The following is a 23,862-nucleotide window of genomic DNA, read 5'->3' as shown; positions in this document are numbered from 1 at the left end:
GACGGTTTTGCCTACTTTTCCCACGAGAAAAGTAGGCCGCCGTAAGGGCGGAAGGGTGATAATGCGTCGACATCGCCAATGAATGCGCATAAATAAATCAAAACCCACACTCTTAAACCCGAACCCGAACCCGAACCCGAACCCGAACCCGAACCCGAACCCGAACCCGAACCTACCTCCCACCCCACAATCCAAGTAAAGTGCCGCTCCCCCGCCGTACCCCCGCAGAAAGGAACCGATCCCATGACCACCCCCGCCCTAGACATCGCCGTAATCGGCGCCACCGGCACCGTCGGTGAATCCCTCGTCCAGATCCTCGAGGAAGTGGCCTTCCCGGTCTCCACCCTGCACCTGCTGGCCAGCATGGAATCCGCCGGCAGCAGCGTCATGTTCGCCGGCAAGAAACTGAAAGTCCGCGAAGTGGACAGCTTCGACTTCACCCAGGCCCAGCTGGTGTTCTTCGCCGCCAGCCCCGCCGTGAGCCGCAGCTTCGCGCCCAAGGCCATCGCCGCCGGTTGCGCGGTGATCGACCTGTCCGGCGCCCTGGACGGCGCCACCGCCCTGGTCCCGGAAGCCAACGGCGAGCGCATCGCCGAACTCGCGCGGCCCGCGCTGATCACCAGTCCGAGCGCCGGCGCGGTGGCCCTGGCTGTGGCGCTGGCGCCGCTCAAGGGACTGCTCGACATCGAGCGCGTGCAGGTCAACGCTTGCCTGGCGGTTTCGGAGCAGGGCAGGGAGGCCGTCAGCGAGCTCGCCCGGCAGACCGCCGAGCTGCTCAACGCACGCCCGCTGGAGCCGCGCTTCTTCGATCGCCAGGTCGCCTTCAACCTGCTGCCCCAGGTCGGCACCCCCGACGAACAGGGTCACACAACGGTGGAGCGGCGCCTGGTCGGCGAGCTGCGCCAGGTGCTCGACCTGCCGCAACTGAAGATTTCCGTGACCTGCATTCAAGTCCCGGTGTTTTTCGGCGATAGCTTCAGTGTGGCGGTGCAAAGCCGTAATCCGGTCGATCTGGCGGCCGTCAACGCCGCGCTGGAGGCCGCCGACGGCATCGAACTGGTCGAATTGGGGGATTATCCGACACCGGTAGGTGACGCAGTGGGCCAGGACGTGGTCTATGTTGGTCGTGTACGCCATGGTGTCGATGAAGACCAGCAACTGAACCTGTGGCTGACCACCGACAATGTGCGCAAGGGCGCGGCGCTGAATGCCGTGCAGGCGGCACAATTGTTGATAAAACACATGGCGTAAAAGATACTGCGAGCAATTTTGTCCTGCACCGCGCAAAGGTTTTCGGGACGCTTCATACAAGGGAAGAGTTCATGCTTCGAATTCGCAAACTGGTTCTGGCCATCGCGGCAGCCTCGGCGCTGTCGTCCGGCATGGCTAACGCTCTGGGGTTGGGCGAGCTGACCCTCAAGTCGGCGCAGAACCAGCCGCTGGATGCCGAGATCGAACTGCTCGATGTGCGCGACCTCACCGCAGCGCAGATGGCGCCCAGCCTGGCGTCGCCGGAAGAGTTCGCCAAGGCCGGGGTAGCCTTCCCGCCGTACCTCGAAGACCTCACGTTCACCCCGGTGGTCAACCCCAACGGCAAGAGCGTGCTGCGGGTCACCTCCAGCAAGGCGCTGCCGGAGCCGGTGGTCAAGTTCCTGGTCCAGGTCATGTGGCCCCAGGGCCGTCTGCTGCGCGACTACAGCGTGTTGCTCGACCAGGCGCAGGCCCAGGGCAGCCAGCCGACCCAGGCCAATATCAACCCGGCGGTCAGCGCGGGCAGCTACACCACCAAGCGCCGCGACACCCTCTGGCAGATTGCGGCGCGCAACAGCAACGGCGGCTCGATCCAGCAGACCATGCTGGCCATCCAGGCGCTGAACCCGGATGCCTTCATCGGCAACAACATCAACCAGCTCAAGACCGGGCAGGTCCTGCGCCTGCCCGATCAGCAGCAGGCGCAGAGCATTCCCCAGGCCCAGGCCAACCGCGAAGTGGCCGAGCAGTACGCCGCCTGGCGCGAAGGCCGTCGCCTCGGCCCGCGCGCACGGCAACTGGACGCCACCCGCCGTGGCGAGGCTGGCGCCGCGCCGGCACGCATCGCCCAGGGCGACAACCTGCGCCTGGTGGCGCCGGGCGGCAAGGGCGCGGCCGGTGAGGCCAAGGCGCTGGGCGACAAGCTGGCCGTGGCCCAGGAAAGCCTCGACACCAGCCGTCGCGACAACGATGAACTCAAGAGCCGCATGGTCGACCTGCAGAGCCAGCTGGACAAGCTGCAGCGTCTGATCGAGCTGAAGAACGACCAGTTGGCGCGCCTGGAGGCCCAGGGCGCAGCGGCGCCGCAGCCGCCAGCTGGCGCGCTGCCGGGCGAGCCGGCTCCGGCACAGCCTGCGGTAAACGCCCAGCTGACCCCGGCCGAACCGGTGGTTGCCCCAGCGCCGGCCGCCGCCGACACCGCCCCGCAGGATGTAGCCGCCGAAGCACCTGCCAGCGAAGAGCCCGGCATGCTCGACCAGTTGCTGGGCAACCCGCTGCTGCTGGGCCTGATCGCCGGCTCCGCGTTCCTGGTCCTGCTGCTGTTGCTGCTGCTCCTGGCGCGCAAGCGCAAGGCCCAGCAGGAAGCCGAAAAGCACCTGCGCATGGCGCGTGCCCTGGCCGAGGATGGCGAGCGCGGCCCTGACCTGGAGCTGCCACCCAGCAGCTTCGAAGGCCTCGACGTGTCGGCGCCGACCGTGACCCTGTCGCCAGCGGTGGTGGCGGCCTCGGCGGCTGCGGCCGTTGCCGCGGAAAAACCTGCGGCCCCCGTCGAAGCCGCCGCGCCGGCGGTCGATCCGCGCGCCGCGCTGCTGGCCGAAGTGGACGACAGCCTGGCCCGTGGCCGTCTCAACCATGCCGCCGACCTGCTGGAAGCGGCGGTGGCTTCCGAGCCACAGCGCAGCGACCTGCGCCTGAAGCTGATGGAAGTCTATGCCCGCCAGGGTGACCAGGACGCCTTCGCCGGCCAGGAGCGCAAGCTGGCAGTCAATGACGCGAACCAGGCCGAGGTCGCCGCGCTCAAGGAGCGCTTCCCGGCCATGCTGGGTGTCGCGGCGGTGGCGGCAGGCGCTGCCGGGGCCGCTGCCCTGGCAGCCGAGTTGGATGAGCAGTATGTCCAGGACCTGCTGCAGGACAAGGAGCTGGAGCTGGGCGAAAGCGCGCCGGAACTCGTCGTGGAGCCGGAACCTGAGCCTGTCGTGGCGGCCGAGCCGGAACCTGAGCCTGTCGTCGAAGAGGCCGACCTGGACAGCGCCTTCGACCTGAGCCTGGGTGATGACTTGCCGGTAGATGACCATCTGGACCTGGCTGGTCTTGAGGACTTGGTTGTCGAAGCGCCCGAGATCGAGGCCGAGCCTGCGCCTGCGGTTGCCGAAACTGATGCCGACGACGACTTCGAGGCTTTGCTTGCCCAGGCCCAGGCGACGCCGCAGAATGTCGACGATCTGGCCGAGTTCGACCTGGATGTCGCCGAACAGCCGGTGGCCCCGGCCAGCAGCGAGGAAGCCCCGGTGGACGTGGCGGCGGAGCTCGCGGCCTTCGAGGCCATTCCGGAGTTCGACCCGATCTCCGAGCTGGAGCTGCCCGAGGACTTCGACCTGTCGCTGTCGCTGGACGACGACTCGCCGGCGGCGAAGAACTTCGCCTCGGAACTGGACGACGTCAACGCCGAACTCGACAAGCTGTCGCAGAACCTCGATGTCCCGGCAGCGGCGCCTGAGCCACAGTTCACCGCCGAGGATGCGGCACTGGAGCCCGAGCCGCTGGACGACCTGGACTTCGACTTCTTCTCCGGCGCCGACGAGGTGGCCACCAAGCTCGACCTGGCTCGCGCCTACATCGACATGGGCGACCACCAGGGTGCCCGTGACATCCTCGACGAAGTGGTCAAGGACGGCGATGACAGCCAGCGCCAGGAAGCCAACGAGATGCTCTCGCGCCTGGTCTGAGGCGACGTTGCACCGCGCGGGGCAAGCCCATTCCCACAGAACACGTGGGAGCGGGCTTGCCCCGCGATCATTTCGGCCCCTGCACGGTTTGCCGGTATACTCCCGCCTTTCGTTTCAGCATCAGGTTTGCCGCTCTTGGACATCATCGACACCGCCGCCGCCGAATCGGCCGCCGAAGGCTACACCCGCATCGCCCTGGGCGTGGAATACAAAGGTTCGCGCTACCGCGGCTGGCAGCGCCAGGCCAGCGGCGTGCCCAGTGTCCAGCAGGCCCTGGAGCAGGCGCTGTCGACGGTGGCCAACGAGCCGATCTCGGTGATCTGCGCCGGGCGTACCGATGCCGGCGTCCATGGTTGCGGGCAGATCGTGCATTTCGATACCCGCGCCGTGCGCGACGAGCGCGCCTGGACCCTGGGCACCAACTTCAACCTGCCCCACGACATCAGCGTGGTCTGGTCGGCGCCGATGCCTGCGCACTTTCATGCCCGCTTCAAGGCCACCGCGCGGCGCTATCGCTACGTCATCTACAACGATCCGATCCGCCCGGCGCACCTGGCCGAGGAAGTGACCTGGAACCATCGCCCGCTGGACGTCGAGCGCATGGCCGAGGCCGCGCAGTATCTGCTGGGCACCCATGATTTCAGCGCCTTCCGCGCCAGCCAGTGCCAGGCCAAGTCGCCGATCAAGCACATCCACCACCTGCGCGTGACCCGTCATGGGCGGATGATCGTGCTGGACGTGCGCGCCACCGCGTTCCTGCACCACATGGTGCGCAACATCGCCGGCGTGCTGATGACCATCGGCGCCGGAGAGCGTCCGGTGGAGTGGGCCCGCGAGGTGCTGGAGGGGCGCAACCGCCGTGACGGCGGAGTGACCGCGCATCCTTACGGGCTCTACCTGGTGCAGGTGGAGTATCCGCAGGAATACGCGCTGCCGCAGCGTTACATCGGCCCACACTTTCTTAGCGGTTACGAGGCGCTGGCAGACTGACGGGGCATGGGTCATTTGCTACCATCGACGCTTTCCCGATCACCCAAGGTTCGCCGTCCATGAGCAACGTTCGCAGCAAGATCTGCGGGATTACCCGTATCGAGGACGCCCTGGCCGCGGTCGAGGCCGGCGCCGACGCGCTCGGTTTCGTCTTCTATGCGAAAAGCCCGCGGGCAGTGGATGTGCGCCAGGCGCGGGCGATCATCGACGCGCTGCCGCCGTTCGTGACCACCGTGGGGTTGTTCGTCAACGCCTCGCGCTGCGAGCTCAACGAGATCCTCGAAGTGGTTTCCCTGGACCTGCTACAGTTCCACGGCGATGAAACCCCGGCCGATTGCGAGGGCTACCACCGCCCCTGGATCAAGGCCCTGCGGGTGCGCCCGGGGGATGACCTGGAGGCCGCCTGCCGCCACTACGCCGGCGCCCGCGGCATCCTGCTGGACGCCTATGTGCCGGGCGTGCCGGGGGGAACCGGCGAGGCCTTCGACTGGTCACTGATTCCGCAGCGCCTGAGCAAGCCGATCATCCTTGCCGGTGGCCTGTCGGCCGACAACGTGGCGGCGGCCATTCGCCAGGTGCGCCCGTACGCGGTGGATGTCAGCGGCGGCGTGGAGCAGGCCAAGGGCATCAAGGATGCGGCGAAGATCGAAGCCTTCATGCAGGCGGTGAAACACGCGTGAACGCTAATGTGACGGCTGGCCGCGCGCCATCGTCCATAGCTTTCGCAGCCCGGTGCTGCCAGGCCGCGCCAGAGCGCGGGGCATGCCGGGGAAGAATTGGAGGTGGGGCGGCCGTGGCCGGCCCATCGTCGCTTTACAGAAGAATTTGAGCTCAAGGGCAGGGCGGGGCCGCGCAGGTCTCCCTGGCCAATACTGGAGAAAGCAAGCATGAGCAACTGGTTGGTAGACAAACTGATCCCTTCGATCATGCGTTCCGAGGTGAAGAAGAGCTCGGTGCCGGAAGGGCTGTGGCACAAGTGCCCGTCCTGCGAAGCCGTGCTGTATCGCCCGGAGCTGGAAAAGACCCTCGACGTCTGCCCTAAGTGCAACCACCACATGCGTATCGGCGCCCGCGCGCGCATCGATATCTTCCTCGATCCAGAAGGCCGTGCCGAGCTGGGCGCCGACCTGGAGCCGGTCGACCGCCTGAAGTTCCGTGACGGCAAGAAGTACAAGGACCGCCTGACCGCCGCGCAGAAGCAGACCGGCGAGAAGGACGCGCTGATCTCCATGAGCGGCACCCTGATGGGCATGCCGATCGTGGTCAGCGCCTTCGAGTTCTCCTTCATGGGCGGCTCCATGGGTGCCATCGTTGGTGAGCGTTTCGTGCGCGCCGCCAACTACGCCCTGGAAAACCGTTGCCCGATGGTCTGCTTCTCCGCTTCCGGTGGCGCGCGCATGCAGGAAGCGCTGATCTCGCTGATGCAGATGGCCAAGACCTCCGCGGTGCTGGCGCGTCTGCGCGAAGAAGGCATTCCATTCATCTCGGTGCTGACCGACCCGGTCTACGGCGGCGTTTCCGCCAGCCTGGCGATGCTCGGCGACGTGATCGTCGGCGAGCCGAAGGCGCTGATCGGCTTCGCCGGCCCGCGGGTGATCGAGCAGACCGTGCGCGAGAAACTGCCCGAAGGCTTCCAGCGCAGCGAGTTCCTGCTGGAACACGGCGCCATCGATCTGATCATCTCCCGTGACGAGCTGCGTCCGCGCCTGGCGCGCCTGCTGGCGCAGATGACCGGCCAGCCGACCCCGGAAGCGGCCAAAGAGGTCGCCGCGGTCGCGTGATGAACCAGCGCAGCCTGGGCGACTGGCTCGCCTACCTCGAACAGTTGCACCCCTCGGCCATCGACATGGGCCTGGAGCGCTCGCAACAGGTGCTGGCGCGCCTGGGGCTGGGCAAGCTGGCGCCGCGGGTGGTGACGGTGACCGGTACCAACGGCAAGGGCTCGACCTGCGCTTTCGTGGCCGCGTTGCTGCGCGCCCAGGGGCTCAAGGTCGGGGTGTACAGTTCGCCGCACCTGCTGCGTTACAACGAACGGGTGCTGATCGAGGGTCGCGAGGCCAGCGATGAGCGCCTGTGCGAAGCGTTCGCCGCAGTGGAAGCGGCGCGCGGCGAGATCTCGCTGACCTATTTCGAAATGGGCACCCTGGCGGCGTTCTGGCTGTTCAAGCAATCCGCGCTGGATGCGGTGGTGCTCGAGGTCGGCCTGGGTGGCCGGCTGGACGCGGTCAACCTGGTGGATGCCGACGTGTCGCTGGTAACCAGTATCGGTGTCGACCACGTCGACTACCTGGGTGATAGCCGCGAGTCGGTGGCGTACGAGAAGGCGGGGATCTTCCGCCGGGGCAAGCCTGCGCTGTGCGGTGACCTGGATCCGCCGCAGCCTTTGCTGGACAAGGTGCGCGAGCTGGATTGCCCGTTCTTCCTGCGCGGGCGTGATTTCGACCTGGATAGCAGCGTCGACCACTGGCATTGGCGTGGTCGCCAGCTCGACGGTTCGCCCGTTGAACTGCGCGACCTGCCGTTGCTCGACCTGCCTATGGAGAATGCCGCCCTGGCCTTGCAGGCCTTTCTGCTGACGGGCCTGCCGTGGGATAGCGGCAAGGTTCGCCAGGCCTTGCTGGACACCCGTATCACCGGTCGTCTCGACCGGCGCGAGCTGTTGCTGCAAGGCAAGCGCGTGGAGTTGCTGCTGGATGTCGGCCACAACCCGCACGCCGCTGAGTACCTGGCCCGCCGTCTGGCGGCGCGCCCGGTGAAGGGGCGGCGCCTGGCGGTGTTCGGCCTGTTGGCCGACAAGGACCTGGCCGGTGTGCTCGCGCCGCTGCGCGACCAGGTCGCCGACTGGGCGGTGGCGCCGCTGGACACGCCGCGTAGCCGCCCGGCCACGGAGCTGGCGGATGCCTTGACGAACCTGGGTGCGACAGTGAAGTCTTACGCCAGTGTTGCGGCTGCCCTCGAAGGGCAGTGCGCCCAGGCGACGGCGGATGACCAGATCCTGCTGTTCGGTTCGTTTTTCTGCGTCGGCGAGGCCCTGGCCTGGCTCGAACGGCAGGTCCCCGAGGATGGAGTAGATGGCAGTGCTGGATAAAGGGATGAAACAGCGCATGGTCGGTGCGCTGGTGCTGGTGGCGCTGGCGGTGATCTTCCTGCCGATGTTGTTCACCCGCGAGGACGAGCTGCGCCAGGTGCGAGTCGAGGCGCCGGAGGCGCCGGCCATGCCGAGTCTGCCCCAGGTGCAGGTGGAGCCGGTTCAGGTGCCGGAGCCTCAGCCGTTGCCGGAGCAGAACGCGCAGCCGCCGGTAGTGGTCGACGAGTCCACGGCGCCGGTGACGGCGCCGAGCCAGCCCATCGCGCCGGTCGCGACCGTGGCGCCCCCTGTGCAGCCCAAGCCGCAGACACCAGTGCCGACGCCGCCGGTCGCCAGGGTGGAGGCGCGTCCGGCGCCTGCGCCGAGCGTTGCGCCCGCCGCCAAGCCGGCCGCGCCGTCGAAGATCGATGCCAACGGCCTGCCGGTGAGCTGGTCGATCCAGCTGGCCAGCCTGTCCAACCGGGCCGGTGCCGAGAATCTGCAGAAGACCCTGCGCAGCCAGGGCTACAACGCCTACATCCGTTCGGCGGACGGCATGAATCGGGTGTTCGTCGGGCCGCTGATCGAGCGCGCCGAGGCCGAGCGCCTGCGTGATGTGATCAGCCGCCAGCAAAACCTCAAGGGTATCGTGGTGCGCTTCCAGCCGGAGCGTGGCTGACGCACATCTCACGCCCTCCCTGTAGGAGCGGCCTTGTGCCGCGAAAGGGCCGCAACGCGGCCCCGCTCACACCTTGGGGATGCTGCGCAGCCCTTTCGCGGCGCAAGGCCGCTCCTACAGAGTCCGCGTAGGCCAGGCGGTCTGTTTTAGGGCGTAAAGCTGTCCCCAGAGTCAGCCCGCAGCCCTTCAAACGCCTGACATTCCGCTTACTCCAAGCCCCTGGCTCTGGTAAAATGCGCCGCCTCTAACGTCGGCAGGCAACACCGTGGCATTTACCTGGGTTGATTGGGCGATCATCGCGATCGTCGTCATTTCATCACTGATCAGTCTCAAGCGCGGCTTCGTCAAGGAAGCCTTGTCCCTGCTCATCTGGATTGTCGCCGGTGCGGTGGCCTGGATGTTCGGCGGCTCGCTTGCGCAGTATCTTGAAAGCTATATCCAGATGCCTTCAGCACGGGTCATTGCCGGCTGCGCCATTCTTTTCGTCGCCACGCTGCTGGTCGGGGCGATGCTCAATTTCCTCATCGGCGAACTGATCCGCGTGACCGGGTTGTCCGGCACTGATCGCTTCCTCGGCATGGCCTTCGGCGCCGCGCGCGGGGGCTTGCTGGTGGTGGTGGCGGTCGGGCTGCTGAGCCTGGGGCCGGTGCAACAGGATCCGTGGTGGCAGGAATCACGCCTGATACCACAATTTCTATTGGTAGCCGATTGGTCGAAGAACCTCATTCTCGGGTTCAGCGGCCAGTGGATGTCCAGTGGGGTCAGCGCACCCGTTGACCTTCCGTTCAAGGAGCAGTTGCTCGGGCCGACCAAGCCCTGAGCGCTCTTCACTCAAGTTTCATCAAAGTAGGGGTTGCGTCGCATGTGTGGCATCGTCGGTATCGTCGGTAAGTCGAACGTCAATCAGGCGCTGTATGACGCGCTTACGGTCCTCCAGCACCGCGGCCAGGATGCTGCCGGTATCGTGACCAGCCACGACGGCCGGTTGTTCCTGCGCAAGGATAACGGCCTGGTGCGCGACGTCTTCCAGCAGCGCCACATGCAGCGCCTGGTCGGCAGCATCGGCATCGGTCACGTGCGTTACCCGACCGCCGGCAGCTCCACTTCGGCCGAGGCCCAGCCGTTCTACGTCAACTCGCCCTACGGCATCACCCTGGCGCACAACGGCAACCTGACCAACGTCGAGCAGCTGGCCAAGGAGATCTACGAGTCCGACCTGCGCCACGTCAACACCAACTCCGACTCCGAAGTGCTGCTGAACGTGTTCGCCCACGAGCTGGCCGTGCGCGGCAAGCTGCAGCCGACCGAAGAAGACGTGTTCGCCGCGGTTTCCCACGTGCACAGCCGTTGCGTCGGTGGCTACGCGGTGGTGGCGATGATCACCGGCTACGGCATTGTCGGCTTCCGCGACCCCAACGGCATCCGTCCGGTGGTGTTCGGCCAGCGTCACACCGATGAAGGCGTCGAGTACATGATCGCCTCGGAAAGCGTGGCCCTGGACGTGCTCGGCTTCACCCTGATCCGCGACCTGGCGCCGGGCGAGGCGGTGTACATCACCGAAGGCGGCCAGATGTTCACCAAGCAGTGCGCCGAAAGCCCGAAACTGCAGCCGTGCATCTTCGAGCACGTCTACCTGGCCCGTCCGGATTCGATCATCGACGGCGTCTCGGTGTACAAGGCGCGCCTGCGCATGGGCGAGAAGCTGGCCGAGAAGATCCAGCGCGAGCGCCCGGACCACGACATCGACGTGGTCATCCCGATTCCCGACACCAGCCGCACCGCGGCGCTGGAGCTGGCCAACCACCTGGGCGTCAAGTTCCGCGAAGGCTTCGTCAAGAACCGCTACATCGGCCGTACCTTCATCATGCCCGGCCAGGCCGCGCGCAAGAAATCGGTACGCCAGAAGCTCAACGCCATCGAGCTGGAATTCCGCGGCAAGAACGTGATGCTGGTGGACGACTCGATCGTGCGCGGCACCACCTGCAAGCAGATCATCCAGATGGCCCGCGAAGCCGGCGCCAAGAATGTCTACTTCTGCTCCGCGGCCCCCGCGGTGCGCTACCCCAACGTCTACGGCATCGACATGCCGAGCGCTCACGAATTGATCGCCCACAACCGTACCACCGAACAGGTGGCCGAGTTGATCGGCGCCGACTGGCTGATCTACCAGGACCTCCCGGACCTGATCGAATCGGTCGGTGGCGGCAAGATCAAGATCGAGCATTTCGATTGCGCGGTGTTCAACGGTGAGTATGTCACCGGCGATATCGACGAAGCCTACCTCGAGCGCATCGAGCAGGCCCGTAACGACCTGGCCAAGGTGAAGAACCAGGCGGTCAGCGCGATCATCGACCTGTACAACAACTGATTTGGGAGCGACGGCATGACCGATCAATGGGATGCCGGTCGACTGGACAGTGACCTCGAGGGTGTCGGTTTCGACACCCTGGCGGTGCGCGCCGGTCAGAACCGTACACCGGAGGCCGAGCACAGCGAAGCGCTGTTCCTGACCTCCAGCTATGTCTTTCGCACGGCCGCCGACGCCGCCGCGCGCTTTGCCGGCGAAACGCCGGGCAACGTCTACTCGCGCTACACCAACCCGACCGTGCGCGCCTTCGAGGAGCGCCTGGCGGCCATGGAGGGCGCCGAGCAGGCTGTGGCCACTTCCACCGGCATGGCGGCGATTCTCGCCGTGGTCATGTCGCTGTGCAGCGCTGGCGACCATGTGCTGGTATCGCAGAGCGTGTTCGGCTCGACCATCAGCCTGTTCGAGAAGTACTTCAAGCGTTTCGGCGTGCAGGTGGACTACGTGCCGCTGGTCGACCTGAACGGCTGGGAAAAGGCCATCAAGGCCAATACCAAGCTGCTGGTCGTCGAGTCGCCCTCCAACCCGCTGGCCGAACTGGTGGACATCACCGCACTGGCCGAGATCGCCCATGCCCGTGGCGCCATGCTGGTGGTGGACAACTGCTTCAGCACCCCGGCCTTGCAGCAGCCGCTCAAGCTCGGCGCCGACATCGTGTTCCACTCGGCCACCAAGTTCATCGACGGCCAGGGCCGTTGCATGGGCGGCGTGGTGGCCGGGCGCAGCGAGCAGATGAAGGAAGTGGTGGGCTTCCTGCGCACCGCCGGCCCGACCCTCAGCCCGTTCAACGCCTGGGTCTTCACCAAGGGGTTGGAGACTCTCAAGCTGCGCATGCGCGCCCACTGCGAGAGCGCCCAGGCGTTGGCCGAGTGGCTCGAGCAACAGGACGGCATCGAGAAGGTCCACTACGCCGGCCTGCCGAGCCACCCGCAGCATGAACTGGCCAAGCGCCAGATGAGCGGCTTCGGCGCGGTGGTCAGCTTCGAGGTCAAGGGCGGCAAGGAAGGCGCCTGGCGCTTCATCGACGCCACCCGGGTGATCTCCATCACCACCAACCTCGGTGACAGCAAGACTACCATCGCCCACCCGGCCACCACCTCTCACGGCCGTCTGACGCCGCAGGAGCGTGAAGCGGCGGGTATCCGTGACAGCCTGGTGCGCGTGGCGGTCGGACTGGAAGACGTGGCCGACCTGCAAGCCGATCTGGCCCGCGGCCTGGCGGCGCTGTGATCGACTGGAAGGGTGGCGAACCCGGCCATAACGGCCGGGTGGCACTGGTGACCGGTGCCGCCCGCGGCATCGGCCTGGGCATCGCCGCCTGGTTGATCTGCGAGGGCTGGCAGGTGGTGCTGAGCGATCTGGACCGCCCGCGCGGCACCAAGGTCGCCAAGGCCCTGGGCGACAATGCCTGGTTCATCACCATGGACGTGGCCGACGAGGCCCAGGTCAGTGCCGGGGTGTCCGAGGTGCTCGGGCAGTTCGGCCGGCTGGATGCGCTGGTGTGCAACGCGGCGATCGCCAATCCGCATAACCAGACCCTGGAAAGCCTGTCCCTGGCCCAATGGAACCGGGTGCTGGCGGTCAACCTCAATGGCCCGATGCTGCTGGCCAAGCATTGCGCACCTTATCTGCGCGCCCATGGTGGCGCGATCGTCAACCTGACCTCCACCCGCGCCCGGCAGTCCGAGCCGGACACCGAGGCCTATGCCGCCAGCAAGGGCGGCCTGGTCGCCTTGACCCACGCCCTGGCCATGAGCCTGGGGCCGGAGATCCGTGTCAATGCGGTGAGCCCGGGCTGGATCGATGCCCGTGATCCTTCGCAGCGACGCGCCGAACCTTTGACTGATGCCGACCATGCCCAGCATCCGACGGGCAGGGTAGGGACGGTCGAGGATGTGGCGGCGTTGGTGGCGTGGCTGCTGTCGCGCCAGGCGGGGTTCGTCACCGGCCAGGAGTTCGTGGTCGATGGCGGGATGACCCGCAAGATGATCTACACCTGAGCTGTAACCTGTTGAGATGCAAGAGAAAGGGGCTTATAGCCCCTTTTTTTGTCGGTTGTGCCGGCCCTGTCGCGGGGCAAGCCCGCTCCCACGCTGTGGGTATCGGGTTGTGGGAGCGGGCTTGCCCCGCGATCAGGCTGCCCCAGCGGCTACCTTTTTTGCCCTTTTTGAAAAAAACTTCAATGGGGGTATTGACTTAGCATCGGTACCTGCGTAAATTTCGCGGCCTCAGCGAAGCAAACGCAACAAGCAACATCGCGGGGGTGATTAGCTCAGCCGGGAGAGCATCTGCCTTACAAGCAGAGGGTCGGCGGTTCGATCCCGTCATCACCCACCACTTCCTGAGACGTTCCTGGTTCAGTGGTTTCGAAAGAAACACGCTGGCAGAGAGGAGCAGGACGCAAGTCCAACTATGCGCGGCGGTAGTTCAGTCGGTTAGAATACCGGCCTGTCACGCCGGGGGTCGCGGGTTCGAGTCCCGTCCGCCGCGCCATTTTTCTCCAGATGGGTGCTTGCACCGGTCTGAGGCCGCAAGGCCAGATCCCAGTTTCAATCAGGCGCAAGCCTGAACGATACGCAGCGGTAGTTCAGTCGGTTAGAATACCGGCCTGTCACGCCGGGGGTCGCGGGTTCGAGTCCCGTCCGCTGCGCCATCTTCTGCCAAGAGCCCCATGAACGCTCAAGGCAACACAGAAAGGGCGATATCAAAGTCGCCTTTTTTGTGCCTGGCTTTCGCGCCACAGCGCTTGAAAGCTCAGATCCCAGTTTCAATCGGGTGCAAGCCCGAACGATACGCAGCGGTAGTTCAGTCGGTTAGAATACCGGCCTGTCACGCCGGGGGTCGCGGGTTCGAGTCCCGTCCGCTGCGCCATCTTCGCCTCGAGGTCCCTAGAACACCTCGAAGCTACGAAAAAGCGACCCTCGGGTCGCTTTTTTCGTTTCAGCGCCTTGCACAGACACGGGCAAGGATTTACACCAAGCTGACAGAGTCTTCACCGATCAATGGTTTCAGCCACTGATCGATGTGTTGCACAATACGCCCCATTCGTTTCTTCCCGGAATTGGCAATGTCTAGATCAACCGTCTATGGCGCGCTCGGGCTGGCCGTCGTGCTGGCGGGTGTGTCCGGCTGTTCCTCGAAAAAGGCCGCCGTCTACGAGCACGAGAACTTCGATGACTCGGGCACCTTCTCCCGCAGTTTCGCCACCAGCGAGGCGGGCTCCTGCGAGGCGGCGCGGCGCGCGCTGCTCAGCCAGGGCTACATCATCACCAGCAGCGACGCCAATCAGGTCGCCGGCAACAAGAGCTTCCAGCAGAACGCCGAGAACCACCTGCAGATCAGCTTCAACATCACCTGCGTGCCGGACATGAGCGACAAGCAGCGCTCGACCATGTTCGCCAACGCCCTGCAGGACCGCTACACCCTGAAGAAGTCCAACACTTCCGCCAGCCTTGGCGTGGGTGTACTGGGTTCGGTATCGATGCCGATCGGCTCCACCGACGATTCCATGGTCAAGGTCGCCAGCGAGACAGTCACTGCCGCGCAGTTCTATGACCGCTACTTCGCTTTGGTGGAAAGCTACCTGCCGAAGCAGAAGAAGCCGGAGAAAACCGAGCCCGCCGCCGAGCCGAAGGTTGAAAAACCGGCCGCCGACCTGGGCCTGCCGGAGCCTGCGCCCGCTGCCCTGGCGCCCGCGGCGCAGCCTGCCACGCCGGTCGCCGAGAGCGTGGCAGAGGCACCGGCCCCGGTACCGACTCCGGTTGCCGCCGCCCCTGCCGCTGCTCCCGCGCCTGTTGCCGCTCCAGCGGCTTCTGTACCGGCTAGCGAAGCCCCTGCGGCCCCGATTGTGGACGACAGCAAGGGCTCGCAGCCCATCGCGCCGCCCGTCGAGCCGGCACCGATCCAGGTGCAGCAGGAAGCACCGGCAGTGGAGCAGGCTCCCGCGCCACTCTGACACGTCGATAACTTCCCGGGCGCCTGCTACGTTTATCGTTCATAGGGCTGTAATCATCCCGTCATTTCGCTGGCTTAGGTTGGCGCAATGACTGAAGAACGATGAATGAAGGGGCGTGAAGATGGACGATTACCAGGAAGAACTGCTCGAATTCCAGGCCTATGAACTGGACCTGCCGGAGCCGGCCGACGACGCCACCGAGCTTTAACCCACCTGTCGCTGATTGCGGCGAAACTCCCCGGGCGTCAGCCCCGTCCAGCGCTTGAATGCGCGCTGGAAGGCCTCGGCCGAGGCGAACCCCAACAGATAGGCGATCTCGCCGAAGGCCAGCTCCGTGTCGCGGATATAGGTCTCGGCCAGGTCGCGCCGCGTGTCGTTGAGCAGGTTGCGAAAGCGCGTGCCTTCCTCGGCGAGTTTGCGGCGCAAGGTCCAGGTCGGCAGTTGCAGGTGCCGCGCCACTTCTTCCAGATCCGGCTCGCGCCCACCGTTCAACAGCGGTCCCAGCAGGTGGGTGATGCGCTCGCCCAGGCTGCGCACGCGGGTGCGCTGGGCCAGTTCTGCTTCGCACAGCTGCAGCAGGTGCTGCCAGGTACTGGGGCAGTGTTGCGGGTTGGGCAGGGCCAGGGTGGCCTGGCTCAGGCGCAGCTGGTTGGCCGTGGCGCCGAAATGCACCGGGCCTGCGCACAGGCTTTGGTACTGTGCGGCGTAGGCGGGGGCGTCGAACTCGATTTCCAGGCGCTCGGCCTGCACCGGCCTGGCCGCCAGGGCGCCAAGCTGCGCCAGCCAGCCAGCCAGTAGCGAGTCGACCACGAAGCGGTTGTAGTCGTTGTAGGGGCTGATGGAATAGAACCGCAGCCAAGCGCCCTGGGCGTCTTCCTGAAAGCTCGACTGGCCCCGGTAGTTGGCGGCATACAGCGGCTCGAAACGCAGCAGGGTGCGGGCGGCATCGCCAAGGGTCGGGGCCTGGGCGGCGGCGACGCCGGCCAGGCCGGCCTGGGCCAGGCGGCTCAGGCGCCCCATGTGCAGGCCCAGCGCCGGCTCGGTGGACAAGGCGATCGCCGCGTGCCCCAGGTGCATGTAGCGCGGGATCGACAGCCGCGCACCCGGCTCGGCCAGGCGCCTGGAGTCGAGGCCATAGCGCAGCAGCAGGGGGTGTGGATCGTGACCGAGTGCCGTCAGCGCCTCGGCCAGGGGCTGGACGAAACCTACCGACAGTTCACCCAGGCGTACGCGGGGGCGGGGCATGGCGTCACAGCCACAGGTTGAGCAGGCGCGCGCCGTGGCTGTCGTTGCCGACCCACAACGTGCCACCCTGGCTGGCAAAGCCCTGCCCATCGCTGCCCAGCTCCCAGAACTGACCACGCATGAACACGCTCATGCTCGGGGTGGCGGCGTTGGCGGCCAGCGGCAGTTGCTGCCAGGCACGCTGTTCGCTCACTGCGCCGCGGCGCAGGGGCAGGTCGGCGGCCTGGGCCTGGTGGCGGTTGCCACGCCAGGGCGCCTGCCAGCTCTGCTTGCCACTGAGGAAGACCGGGTTGGCAACCAGTTGCACCGATTGCGCGGCCAGTTGCCGGTAGTTGGCGGGGTACCAGCTGTCGCTGCCGATCAGCACGCCCAGGCGTCCGGCGGGAGTCTGCAGCACCTGCAGCGGATGCTGCTGGCCGTCGTGGATGTAGCGCCGGCTTTCGCTGTCGGGGTACTGCTGGTGCTGGGGTTGCCCGAGCACCGAACCGTCGCTGGCGAACACCAGGCTGCTGTTGTACAGCGGACCGTTGCCGGTGCGCAGCACGCCGTTCTCCACATAGGGTGCGGGCAGAATGATGGAGCCGGCGACCAGGGTGACGCCGAATTCCCGGGCCAGGTTGCCGAACACCTGCTGGTAGTCGGCGGCCATCTGTGCGGCCTTCATGCGCAGGTGCGCGTCCGAACGGCGATCGTCGCCGCTGGCGGCGAGCATCGCCAGGCCGTAGCGCAGCGGGTTGCTCAGCTCCAGCCACTGCCAGGCCTCGTTGCGCTGGGTGACCTGGTACAGTTCGCGTTTCTCGCCCCGGGCCCACAGCCAGGTGCCGATATGCTCCGGCAACACCACCACGGTGCGCGGGTTGACCAGGCCCTGGGCGCGGGCCTGTTCCAGGTAGGCCGAGAGCTTGCGGTGCAGGCGCGTGAGGTTCTGGTAGTCCCCCGGATACAGCAGCGGCTCGACCCCCAGCAGGTTGCCGTGCTCGCCCGGCACGCCCTGGTTGAGGGCCAGTTCGATGCGCAGGTCGGACAAGTAATGACCCTCCGGGCGCTGCAGGGTCCAGAAGCCGTAGCCGCAGAGGGCGGCAAGGGTGACCAGCGCCAGGGCGCCGGCTAGCAGTTTTCGCATGGAGCGGTCCAGCGTTGTGCAGAAGGAGTGCCCTAGGGTAGTCCTGCTGTGCAGCAGGATCAATAAGTTGTCAGTTTCGATCATTGAGCGGGTTCAAACGCCTGTTTAATGTCGTCCTCAGACAAACGACGGGTCCCGCTGCGCTGCTGTAGAGCGCGGGTAGAGGTGCCCGCATTCCGTGATCACGCCACCTGTGGAGTCCATCCATGGCTACCGACCGTTACCCGCACCTGCTGGCCCCCCTCGACCTGGGCTTCACCACCCTGCGCAACCGCACCCTGATGGGCTCGATGCACACCGGCCTCGAGGAGCGCCCGGGCGGCTTCGAGCGCATGGCTGCCTACTTTGCCGAGCGCGCCCGTGGCGGCGTCGGGCTGATGGTTACCGGTGGCATCGCGCCGAACGACGAAGGTGGCGTGTATTCGGGCGCGGCCAAGCTCAGCACCGAGGAAGAGGCCGACAAGCACCGGATCGTCACCGAGGCGGTGCATGCCGCCGGTGGCAAGATCTGCCTGCAGATCCTGCATGCCGGGCGCTATGCCTACAGCCCGAAACAGGTGGCGCCCAGCGCCATCCAGGCGCCGATCAACCCGTTCAAGCCCAGGGAGCTGGACGAAGAGGGCATCGAGAAGCAGATCCGCGACTTCGTCACCTGCGCAAGCCTGGCCCAGCGTGCCGGCTACGACGGTGTCGAGATCATGGGATCGGAAGGCTACTTCATCAACCAGTTCCTCGCCGCCCACACCAACCACCGCACCGATCGCTGGGGCGGCAGCTACGAGAACCGCATGCGCCTGGCGGTGGAGATCGTGAGCCGGGTGCGCGAGGCGGTGGGGCCGAACTTCATCATCATCTTCCGTCTGTCGATGCTCGACCTGGTCGAGGGCGGCAGCACCTGGGACGAGATCGAGCTGCTGGCCAAGGCCATCGAGCAGGCCGGCGCCACGCTGATCAACACTGGTATCGGCTGGCATGAGGCGCGCATCCCGACCATCGCCACCAAGGTGCCGCGCGCGGCGTTCAGCAAGGTCACCGCTAAGCTGCGTGGCGCGGTGAAGATCCCGCTGATCACCACCAACCGCATCAACACCCCGGAGGTGGCCGAGGCGGTGCTGGCTGAGGGCGATGCCGACATGGTCTCGATGGCCCGGCCATTCCTGGCCGACCCGGATTTCGTCAACAAGGCCGCTGAAGGTCGTGGCGACGAGATCAACACTTGCATCGGCTGCAACCAGGCCTGCCTGGACCACACATTCGGCGGCAAGCTGACCAGCTGCCTGGTCAACCCGCGAGCCTGCCATGAGACCGAACTCAACTACCTGCCGGTGCGGGCGGTGAAGCGCATCGCGGTGGTCGGCGCTGGCCCTGCGGGCCTGGCAGCCGCCACCGTGGCCGCTGAACGCGGTCATGAAGTGACGTTGTTCGATGGCGCCGCTGAGATCGGTGGGCAGTTCAACGTGGCCAAGCGCGTGCCGGGCAAGGAGGAGTTCTACGAGACCCTGCGTTACTTCCGCAACAAGGTGAAGTCCACGGGTGTCGACCTGCGCCTGAATACCCGTGTCGATGTGGCCGCGCTGGTGGCCGGCGAGTTCGACGAAGTCATCCTGGCCACCGGCATCGCCCCGCGCACGCCGGCCATACCCGGCATCGACAACGCCAAGGTGCTGAGCTACCTGGATGTGCTGCTGGAGCGCAAGCCGGTGGGCGAGCGGGTGGCGGTGATCGGTGCCGGTGGCATTGGCTTCGATGTGTCCGAGTATCTGGTGCACAAAGGCGTGGCCACCAGCCAGGACCGTGAGGCGTTCTGGAAGGAGTGGGGCATCGATACGCGTTTGCAGGCCCGTGGTGGTGTGGCCGGGGTCAAGGCCGAGCCTCATGCGCCGGCGCGCCAGGTGTACCTGTTGCAACGCAAGAAGACCAAGGTCGGCGACGGCCTGGGCAAGACCACCGGCTGGATTCATCGCACGGGGCTGAAGAACAAGCAGGTGCAGATGCTCAACAGCGTCGAATACCTGAGCGTGGACGATGCTGGCCTGCATCTGCGGGTTGGCGAGGGCGAGCCGCAGTTGCTGGCGGTGGACAACATCGTCATCTGCGCTGGCCAGGATCCGCTGCGTGAGTTGCATGATGGCCTTGTTGCGGCCGGGCAGTCGGTACACCTGATCGGAGGCGCTGATGTGGCAGCTGAACTTGATGCCAAGCGGGCGATTAACCAAGGGTCGAGGTTGGCGGCGGAACTGTGATTGTTTGAATCGTTGGTGAGCCAACTTCCACAGTTGAGGTGGTAATACACCTTTTCTGTGGAGGTTAGCTTGTCAGCGAGTGGTTGTAACTGAAGAAACATTGCCAGTAGTCTACACTTACTCCATGTCTGTTGATCTTGATCTTGCTTCTAAGCGCGCGATAGTTCAGGCAACGCCAATTGCGACTTCAGGAGGCCGAGCGGAGTTCTTGCGAAGGGAGGTGACGGGCATGGATGCCCGTCAAGCGCTGCGCCCCAGGATGGGGCGTTCAGCGCGGTCCTCCCGGGAGCAAGAACGGAGCGAGGGGACCCCGGAGCGAAGCGTAGGGGCCGGATGAATGGAGCGAGGATTTTTTGGTGACTTTTTGATCCTTCAAAAAGTTACCCGCCGTAAGGGCGGAAAGGTGACTATGCGTCACCATCGCAAATGAATGCGCATATAACTTTCAAAACACATGACTCTAAAAGTCAAAGTCAAAGTCAAAGTCAAAGTCAAAGTCAAAGTCAAAGTCAAATGCGATCGGCGTGGGTTTTAACAGGTGTAAGCGCATTCATTTGCTATAATGACGCATAGTCACCTTTTCGCCCTTACGGCGAGTCACTTTTTGTCAAACGCGACAAAAAGTAACCAAAAAACGCTGCGCTCCATTCATCCGGCCCTCCGCTACGCTCCGGGTTCCCTCACTCCGGCCTTGCTCCCGGGAGGACCGCGCTGCAGGGCCCATCCTGGGCCCCAGCGCTTGACGGGCATCCATGCCCGTCACCTCCCTCCGCAAGGCCTGCGTTCGGCCTCCTGAAGTCGCGAAAGTACGGGCGGCGCCTGGACTGACGCAGCTGTCGCTAGCGAGGTATGAGGATAGACTCCTGATCGGCAACGGCAACGGCAACGGCAACGGCAACGGCAACGGCAACGGCAACGGCAACGGCAACGGCAACGGCAACGAGCAGCACGTCTGCATCTGCGTGATCAGATAAACTGCCTTCATGTCTGATTTTTCTCTCCCCAAAGCCCCTCTGCAACGCCTGGACCTGCCTTGGTTGCGCCACGCGGGAATCGAAGCCGCGGTCCTGCGTCTGGACCTGATCGACCCGCTGATCAGCGGCAACAAATGGTTCAAGCTGCGTCATCACCTGATCCAGGCCCGCACGGCCGATGCCCCGGGCCTGATCAGCCTGGGCGGCAACCATTCCAACCATCTCCACGCCCTGGCGGCCGCCGGCAAGCGCTTCGGCTTCGCCACCGCCGGCCTGCTGCGTGGCCACCCGCAGGAAACACCGACGGTGCTAGACCTGCGAGCCCTGGGCATGGAACTGCACTGGCTCGGTTTCGGCGGCTACCGCGCCCGCCATGAGCCCGGTTTCTGGCAGCCCTGGCAGGCCCGGTACCCAGGTTGGCACTGTATCCCCGAAGGCGGTGGCGGCCTGGCCGGTGCCCAGGGCTGCGGGTTGATCGTCGAGCAATGCCGGGCGCAACTGGCAACGCTCGGCTGGACCGACTACGACGCCTGGTGGCTGGCGGCGGGAACCGGCACGACCCTGGCGGGCCTGGTGCTGGAGGAGGCGGGCAGGCATGTGGTCCATGGCGCCCTGGCCGTGCCCCTGGACCACGGCGTGCCGGAAACCGTCGCAACATTGGCGGGCGTGCAGGGCTACCAGCTGCACGACGCCAGCCGTGGCGGTTTTGCCCGTATCGACGACGCGCTGCTGGCGTTTATCGCCGACACCGAACGGCAAACCGGCATGCCGCTGGAGGCGCTCTACACCGGCAAGGCCCTGCTGTCCCTGCGCGACCAGGTCGAGGCCGGGCGTTTCGCCCCCGGCACCCGCCTGGTGTTCCTGCACACCGGAGGCCTGCAGGGACGACGCGGCTACTTGTAGGGCAGCATGCGCAGCAGCGTGTTGTCGCGCCGCACGTAGTGGTGGTAGAGCCCGGCCAGCGCGTGCAGGCCGATCAGCCAGTAGCCCCAGCTACCGATGCGCTCGTGCCAGCCCTTGATGAACTTGCTCAGGTCCGGATCCGGGGCGACGATGGCCGGCAGCTCCAGGCCATAGAACGGGATCGGCTTGTCGGCGGCGCTGAGGATTGCCCAGCCGGCCAGCGGCAGGCCGATCATCATCAGGTACAGCAGCAGGTGCACCAGGTGCGACAGGCCCGTCTGCCAGGCTGGCGGCCTGGGCACGATCGGCGGGGTGGGGCGCGACAGGCGCAGGGCCAGGCGCAGCCAGACCAGCACGAATACCGTCAGCCCGAGCATGAAGTGCAGGTCTTTCATCAGGTCGCGTTCGGCGCTGCCCTTGGGGAACAGGCCGCGCAGCTCGATGCAGGCGTAGACTGCGGCCAACAGCACCAGCATCAGCCAGTGCAGGACGATCGACAGCCGCGCGTAATGGGTCGCGGGAGTGGATGAAACCATGGTGGATCCTCGTCATCAGGTCAAAAAGGGCGCTCTTGCTGGCGCCTGCCCCTAACTCTAATCGCTGGCGTGGAAATGTGTTTGCTTCAGATCTATCAAACGCGGCCGACACAGCGGGCTTGGGTGATGGCTTTGGGCCTGCACCCGATCTCCATCGCACAAGGATCCTGTGTCAATGAAACGCCTCATCTCCACCCCTCGGGTAGCGCTGTTCGGCGCCCTGTCCCTGCTGCTCGCCGGCTGCGAGCAAAACCCGGCGGTCAAGACGCCACCGATTGCCGCCCTGACCATTCCGCTGTGCGTGAACGACGAATGCGCCGTACTGGACCAGAACGGCGCATTCCGAGTCGCCCCAGGCAGCGAGTTCACCCAGATCTATACCCAACCCTTCACCAACGCCTTCATCTTCGGGCGTGGCGACTACTGGCACCTGGCAAGTGGTGACGGCAAGCAGGTGATTCGCGCCGACCTCACCGACGAGCTCTACACCCTGACCCCTGGCCTGTTCGGCTACGTCCGCAATGGCAAGGTCGGGGTGATGGACGAGCAGGGCAAGGAAGTCCAGCCGGCCATCTTCGACAATGTCTATGTCGGTGGCGACAACGACTTTATCGTCTACGAGATCGACGAACTGCGCGGCATCCTCACGCCTCAGGGCGAGAAGGTCAGCGAGGCGGTATTCGACTCAATGTACGTGCGCGAGGATTTCGCCAAGCGCGGCAACTGGGTGCTCGCCGAGCGCCAAGGCGAAAGCTGGGGATACAACCTCAAGACCAAGGTGTTGCGCAAGCTGGACTTCGACACCATTGTCAGCGCGGCCGACGGGTATCTGGTGGTCTCCCGCGAAGGCGGCGCAGGCAAGGGCCTGGCTGATGCCACCGGCAACCTGGTGATTGCGCTCGACAAGGGCTGGCTGGGCACGCCAGGCGGTGGCCTGGTGGCGTATCGGGATGGTTACGACAAACCTTGTGGCTACCTGGATTATCAAGGCAAGGTCGTGATCGAGGCGCAGTACCAGAACTGCGAGACGTTCGGCAAGGTTGGCGGCATGGTGCAGTTGCCGCGTACCGACGAAGACCGGGGCAAAGCCGGGATGATCGGGCATGACGGCAAATGGCTGATCGAGCCCGAGTACGACTCGATCGGCGACGCGGGTATTGGCCTGCTCGGCATGAGTGGCCACCGCCCTGGTTTCAACCATATCGGCAAGCTGCAGAACATGTTCCTGGCAACCTACGGAACCATCGACCTGGACCAGGGGAAGGTTGTGTTCCAGCCCACCTACAAGCAGATCGGTGTGGTCGCGCCCAAGCGCTATGCCTTCACCGAGCTGAAATCGCCGAAGAAGACGGTCATGCTCCTCGGTAGCCCGAGTGAGACGGATACCGTGGGCCTGATGGACGAGCAGGGCAAGGTGTTGGTCAAGCCGGAACAGTTCGTGTCGTTCAAGCTGTTGGCCGATGGCCATCACCTGCTCGCTGCCGAGGGTAGCAGGTCGGACAACTTGCGCGCACTGTATGACCTCGATGGCAAACTGCTGGTGCCCGCCAAATGGCAAGACCTGGAAGTCGACGAGGCGCGTGGCGCGATCTTCGCCTATCGGGTCGAGGGCAATGGCGACGACGCCGTGCGCACGCTGCGCGCCCTGTATCGTCTGGATGGCAGCGTGGTGTTCGACACCAACCGCCTGCCCTGCGGCGCGGAACAGGTGGTCGACGGCAAGGGCCAGGTGCTGTGGCCGAAGGATGCCCAGGCGCATTGCCCGGCGCCTGAGCCAGTGGCCGAGGCGTCCTGACGCTTGAGCT

19 protein-coding genes and 4 tRNA genes are annotated in these 23,862 nt (G+C 65.5%); 20 read left to right on the top strand and 3 right to left on the bottom strand.

Features of this window, described 5'->3' with window-relative positions; all coding sequences use genetic code 11:
• Positions 1-243: 243 nt before the first annotated feature.
• The 16 genes from POF53_RS14330 to POF53_RS14255 all read left to right on the top strand — a co-directional run bounded on the left by POF53_RS14330 (position 244) and on the right by POF53_RS14255 (position 15,033).
• On the top strand, positions 244-1,251 hold the full coding sequence (locus POF53_RS14330) for an aspartate-semialdehyde dehydrogenase (protein ID WP_498968198.1): 1,008 nt from the start codon (positions 244-246) through the stop codon (positions 1,249-1,251).
• Between the two features lie 71 nt (positions 1,252-1,322).
• On the top strand, positions 1,323-3,977 hold the full coding sequence (locus POF53_RS14325; RefSeq protein ID WP_498968197.1) for a motility hub landmark protein FimV: 2,655 nt from the start codon (positions 1,323-1,325) through the stop codon (positions 3,975-3,977).
• 135 nt (positions 3,978-4,112) lie between these two features.
• Entirely contained in the window at positions 4,113-4,967 is an 855-nt protein-coding gene (truA, locus tag POF53_RS14320) for a tRNA pseudouridine(38-40) synthase TruA (RefSeq protein WP_203647526.1), read from the top strand.
• A gap of 59 nt (positions 4,968-5,026) precedes the next feature.
• Positions 5,027-5,647 carry a phosphoribosylanthranilate isomerase gene (locus POF53_RS14315; RefSeq protein WP_050704770.1) on the top strand — a complete coding sequence of 207 codons (621 nt, stop codon included), beginning with the start codon at positions 5,027-5,029 and terminating at the stop codon, positions 5,645-5,647.
• A gap of 207 nt (positions 5,648-5,854) precedes the next feature.
• Positions 5,855-6,748 (top strand): acetyl-CoA carboxylase, carboxyltransferase subunit beta, encoded by an 894-nt coding sequence (gene accD, locus POF53_RS14310; protein WP_028690439.1) that lies wholly within the window; start codon positions 5,855-5,857, stop codon positions 6,746-6,748.
• Entirely contained in the window at positions 6,748-8,055 is a 1,308-nt protein-coding gene (folC, locus tag POF53_RS14305) for a bifunctional tetrahydrofolate synthase/dihydrofolate synthase (protein WP_498968194.1), read from the top strand. Before accD ends, folC begins: the two co-directional genes overlap by 1 nt.
• A 4-nt stretch (positions 8,056-8,059) precedes the next feature.
• On the top strand, positions 8,060-8,713 hold the full coding sequence (locus POF53_RS14300) for an SPOR domain-containing protein (RefSeq protein ID WP_498968193.1): 654 nt from the start codon (positions 8,060-8,062) through the stop codon (positions 8,711-8,713).
• 265 nt (positions 8,714-8,978) lie between these two features.
• Positions 8,979-9,533: a CvpA family protein gene (locus POF53_RS14295; RefSeq protein ID WP_050704773.1), complete on the top strand. Its 555-nt coding sequence runs from the start codon at positions 8,979-8,981 to the stop codon at positions 9,531-9,533.
• A 42-nt stretch (positions 9,534-9,575) separates the two neighbouring features.
• On the top strand, positions 9,576-11,081 hold the full coding sequence (gene purF, locus POF53_RS14290) for an amidophosphoribosyltransferase (protein WP_203647522.1): 1,506 nt from the start codon (positions 9,576-9,578) through the stop codon (positions 11,079-11,081).
• A gap of 15 nt (positions 11,082-11,096) precedes the next feature.
• The gene (locus tag POF53_RS14285; RefSeq protein ID WP_028690444.1) at positions 11,097-12,308 is read left to right on the top strand and encodes an O-succinylhomoserine sulfhydrylase; all 1,212 of its coding nucleotides are present in this window, start codon (positions 11,097-11,099) and stop codon (positions 12,306-12,308) included.
• Positions 12,305-13,078: an SDR family oxidoreductase gene (locus POF53_RS14280; RefSeq protein WP_232857759.1), complete on the top strand. Its 774-nt coding sequence runs from the start codon at positions 12,305-12,307 to the stop codon at positions 13,076-13,078. Before POF53_RS14285 ends, POF53_RS14280 begins: the two co-directional genes overlap by 4 nt.
• Positions 13,079-13,339: 261 nt before the next feature.
• Positions 13,340-13,415, top strand: a tRNA-Val gene (locus POF53_RS14275).
• Positions 13,416-13,494: 79 nt separating this feature from the next.
• Positions 13,495-13,571: transfer RNA gene (locus POF53_RS14270), tRNA-Asp, on the top strand.
• 83 nt (positions 13,572-13,654) lie between these two features.
• Positions 13,655-13,731: transfer RNA gene (locus tag POF53_RS14265), tRNA-Asp, on the top strand.
• 141 nt (positions 13,732-13,872) lie between these two features.
• Positions 13,873-13,949, top strand: a tRNA-Asp gene (locus tag POF53_RS14260).
• A gap of 196 nt (positions 13,950-14,145) precedes the next feature.
• Entirely contained in the window at positions 14,146-15,033 is an 888-nt protein-coding gene (locus tag POF53_RS14255; RefSeq protein WP_203647520.1) for a DUF2242 domain-containing protein, read from the top strand.
• 204 nt (positions 15,034-15,237) lie between these two features.
• Here POF53_RS14255 and POF53_RS14250 read toward each other — a convergent pair whose 3' ends face one another.
• Both POF53_RS14250 and POF53_RS14245 read right to left on the bottom strand, forming a co-directional pair.
• Positions 15,238-16,278 (bottom strand): AraC family transcriptional regulator, encoded by a 1,041-nt coding sequence (locus POF53_RS14250; RefSeq protein WP_203647519.1) that lies wholly within the window; start codon positions 16,276-16,278, stop codon positions 15,238-15,240.
• 4 nt (positions 16,279-16,282) lie between these two features.
• Positions 16,283-17,401 (bottom strand): nitrilase-related carbon-nitrogen hydrolase, encoded by a 1,119-nt coding sequence (locus POF53_RS14245; protein WP_232857762.1) that lies wholly within the window; start codon positions 17,399-17,401, stop codon positions 16,283-16,285.
• Between the two features lie 206 nt (positions 17,402-17,607).
• Here POF53_RS14245 and POF53_RS14240 point away from each other — a divergent pair, with 206 nt between their 5' ends.
• From POF53_RS14240 to POF53_RS14230, 3 genes are all read left to right on the top strand, one after another.
• On the top strand, positions 17,608-19,644 hold the full coding sequence (locus POF53_RS14240; RefSeq protein WP_232857763.1) for an NADPH-dependent 2,4-dienoyl-CoA reductase: 2,037 nt from the start codon (positions 17,608-17,610) through the stop codon (positions 19,642-19,644).
• A gap of 752 nt (positions 19,645-20,396) precedes the next feature.
• Positions 20,397-20,618 carry a hypothetical protein gene (locus POF53_RS14235; RefSeq protein WP_498968187.1) on the top strand — a complete coding sequence of 74 codons (222 nt, stop codon included), beginning with the start codon at positions 20,397-20,399 and terminating at the stop codon, positions 20,616-20,618.
• Positions 20,619-20,627: 9 nt separating this feature from the next.
• Positions 20,628-21,521, top strand: coding sequence for a 1-aminocyclopropane-1-carboxylate deaminase/D-cysteine desulfhydrase (locus POF53_RS14230; protein WP_498968185.1), 894 nt, complete (start codon positions 20,628-20,630; stop codon positions 21,519-21,521).
• On the opposite strand, the gene POF53_RS14225 is transcribed toward POF53_RS14230, so the two are convergent.
• Positions 21,512-22,057, bottom strand: a complete 546-nt coding sequence (locus tag POF53_RS14225) for a cytochrome b (RefSeq protein WP_203647515.1) — start codon at positions 22,055-22,057, stop codon at positions 21,512-21,514. The genes POF53_RS14230 and POF53_RS14225 overlap by 10 nt on opposite strands.
• A 175-nt stretch (positions 22,058-22,232) precedes the next feature.
• Between POF53_RS14225 and POF53_RS14220 the strand changes: the two genes are divergently transcribed.
• A complete protein-coding gene (locus POF53_RS14220) occupies positions 22,233-23,852 on the top strand; it encodes a WG repeat-containing protein (RefSeq protein WP_232855999.1) in 1,620 nt (539 codons plus the stop codon).
• Positions 23,853-23,862 lie beyond the last annotated feature (10 nt).

The sequence above is a fragment of the Mitsuaria sp. RG genome (assembly GCF_028369275.1).
In the GTDB taxonomy this organism is placed as follows: domain Bacteria; phylum Pseudomonadota; class Gammaproteobacteria; order Pseudomonadales; family Pseudomonadaceae; genus Aquipseudomonas; species Aquipseudomonas peradeniyensis.
Note: the sequence above shows the minus strand (reverse complement) of the source record. Positions and strands in the feature narration are given on the sequence as shown.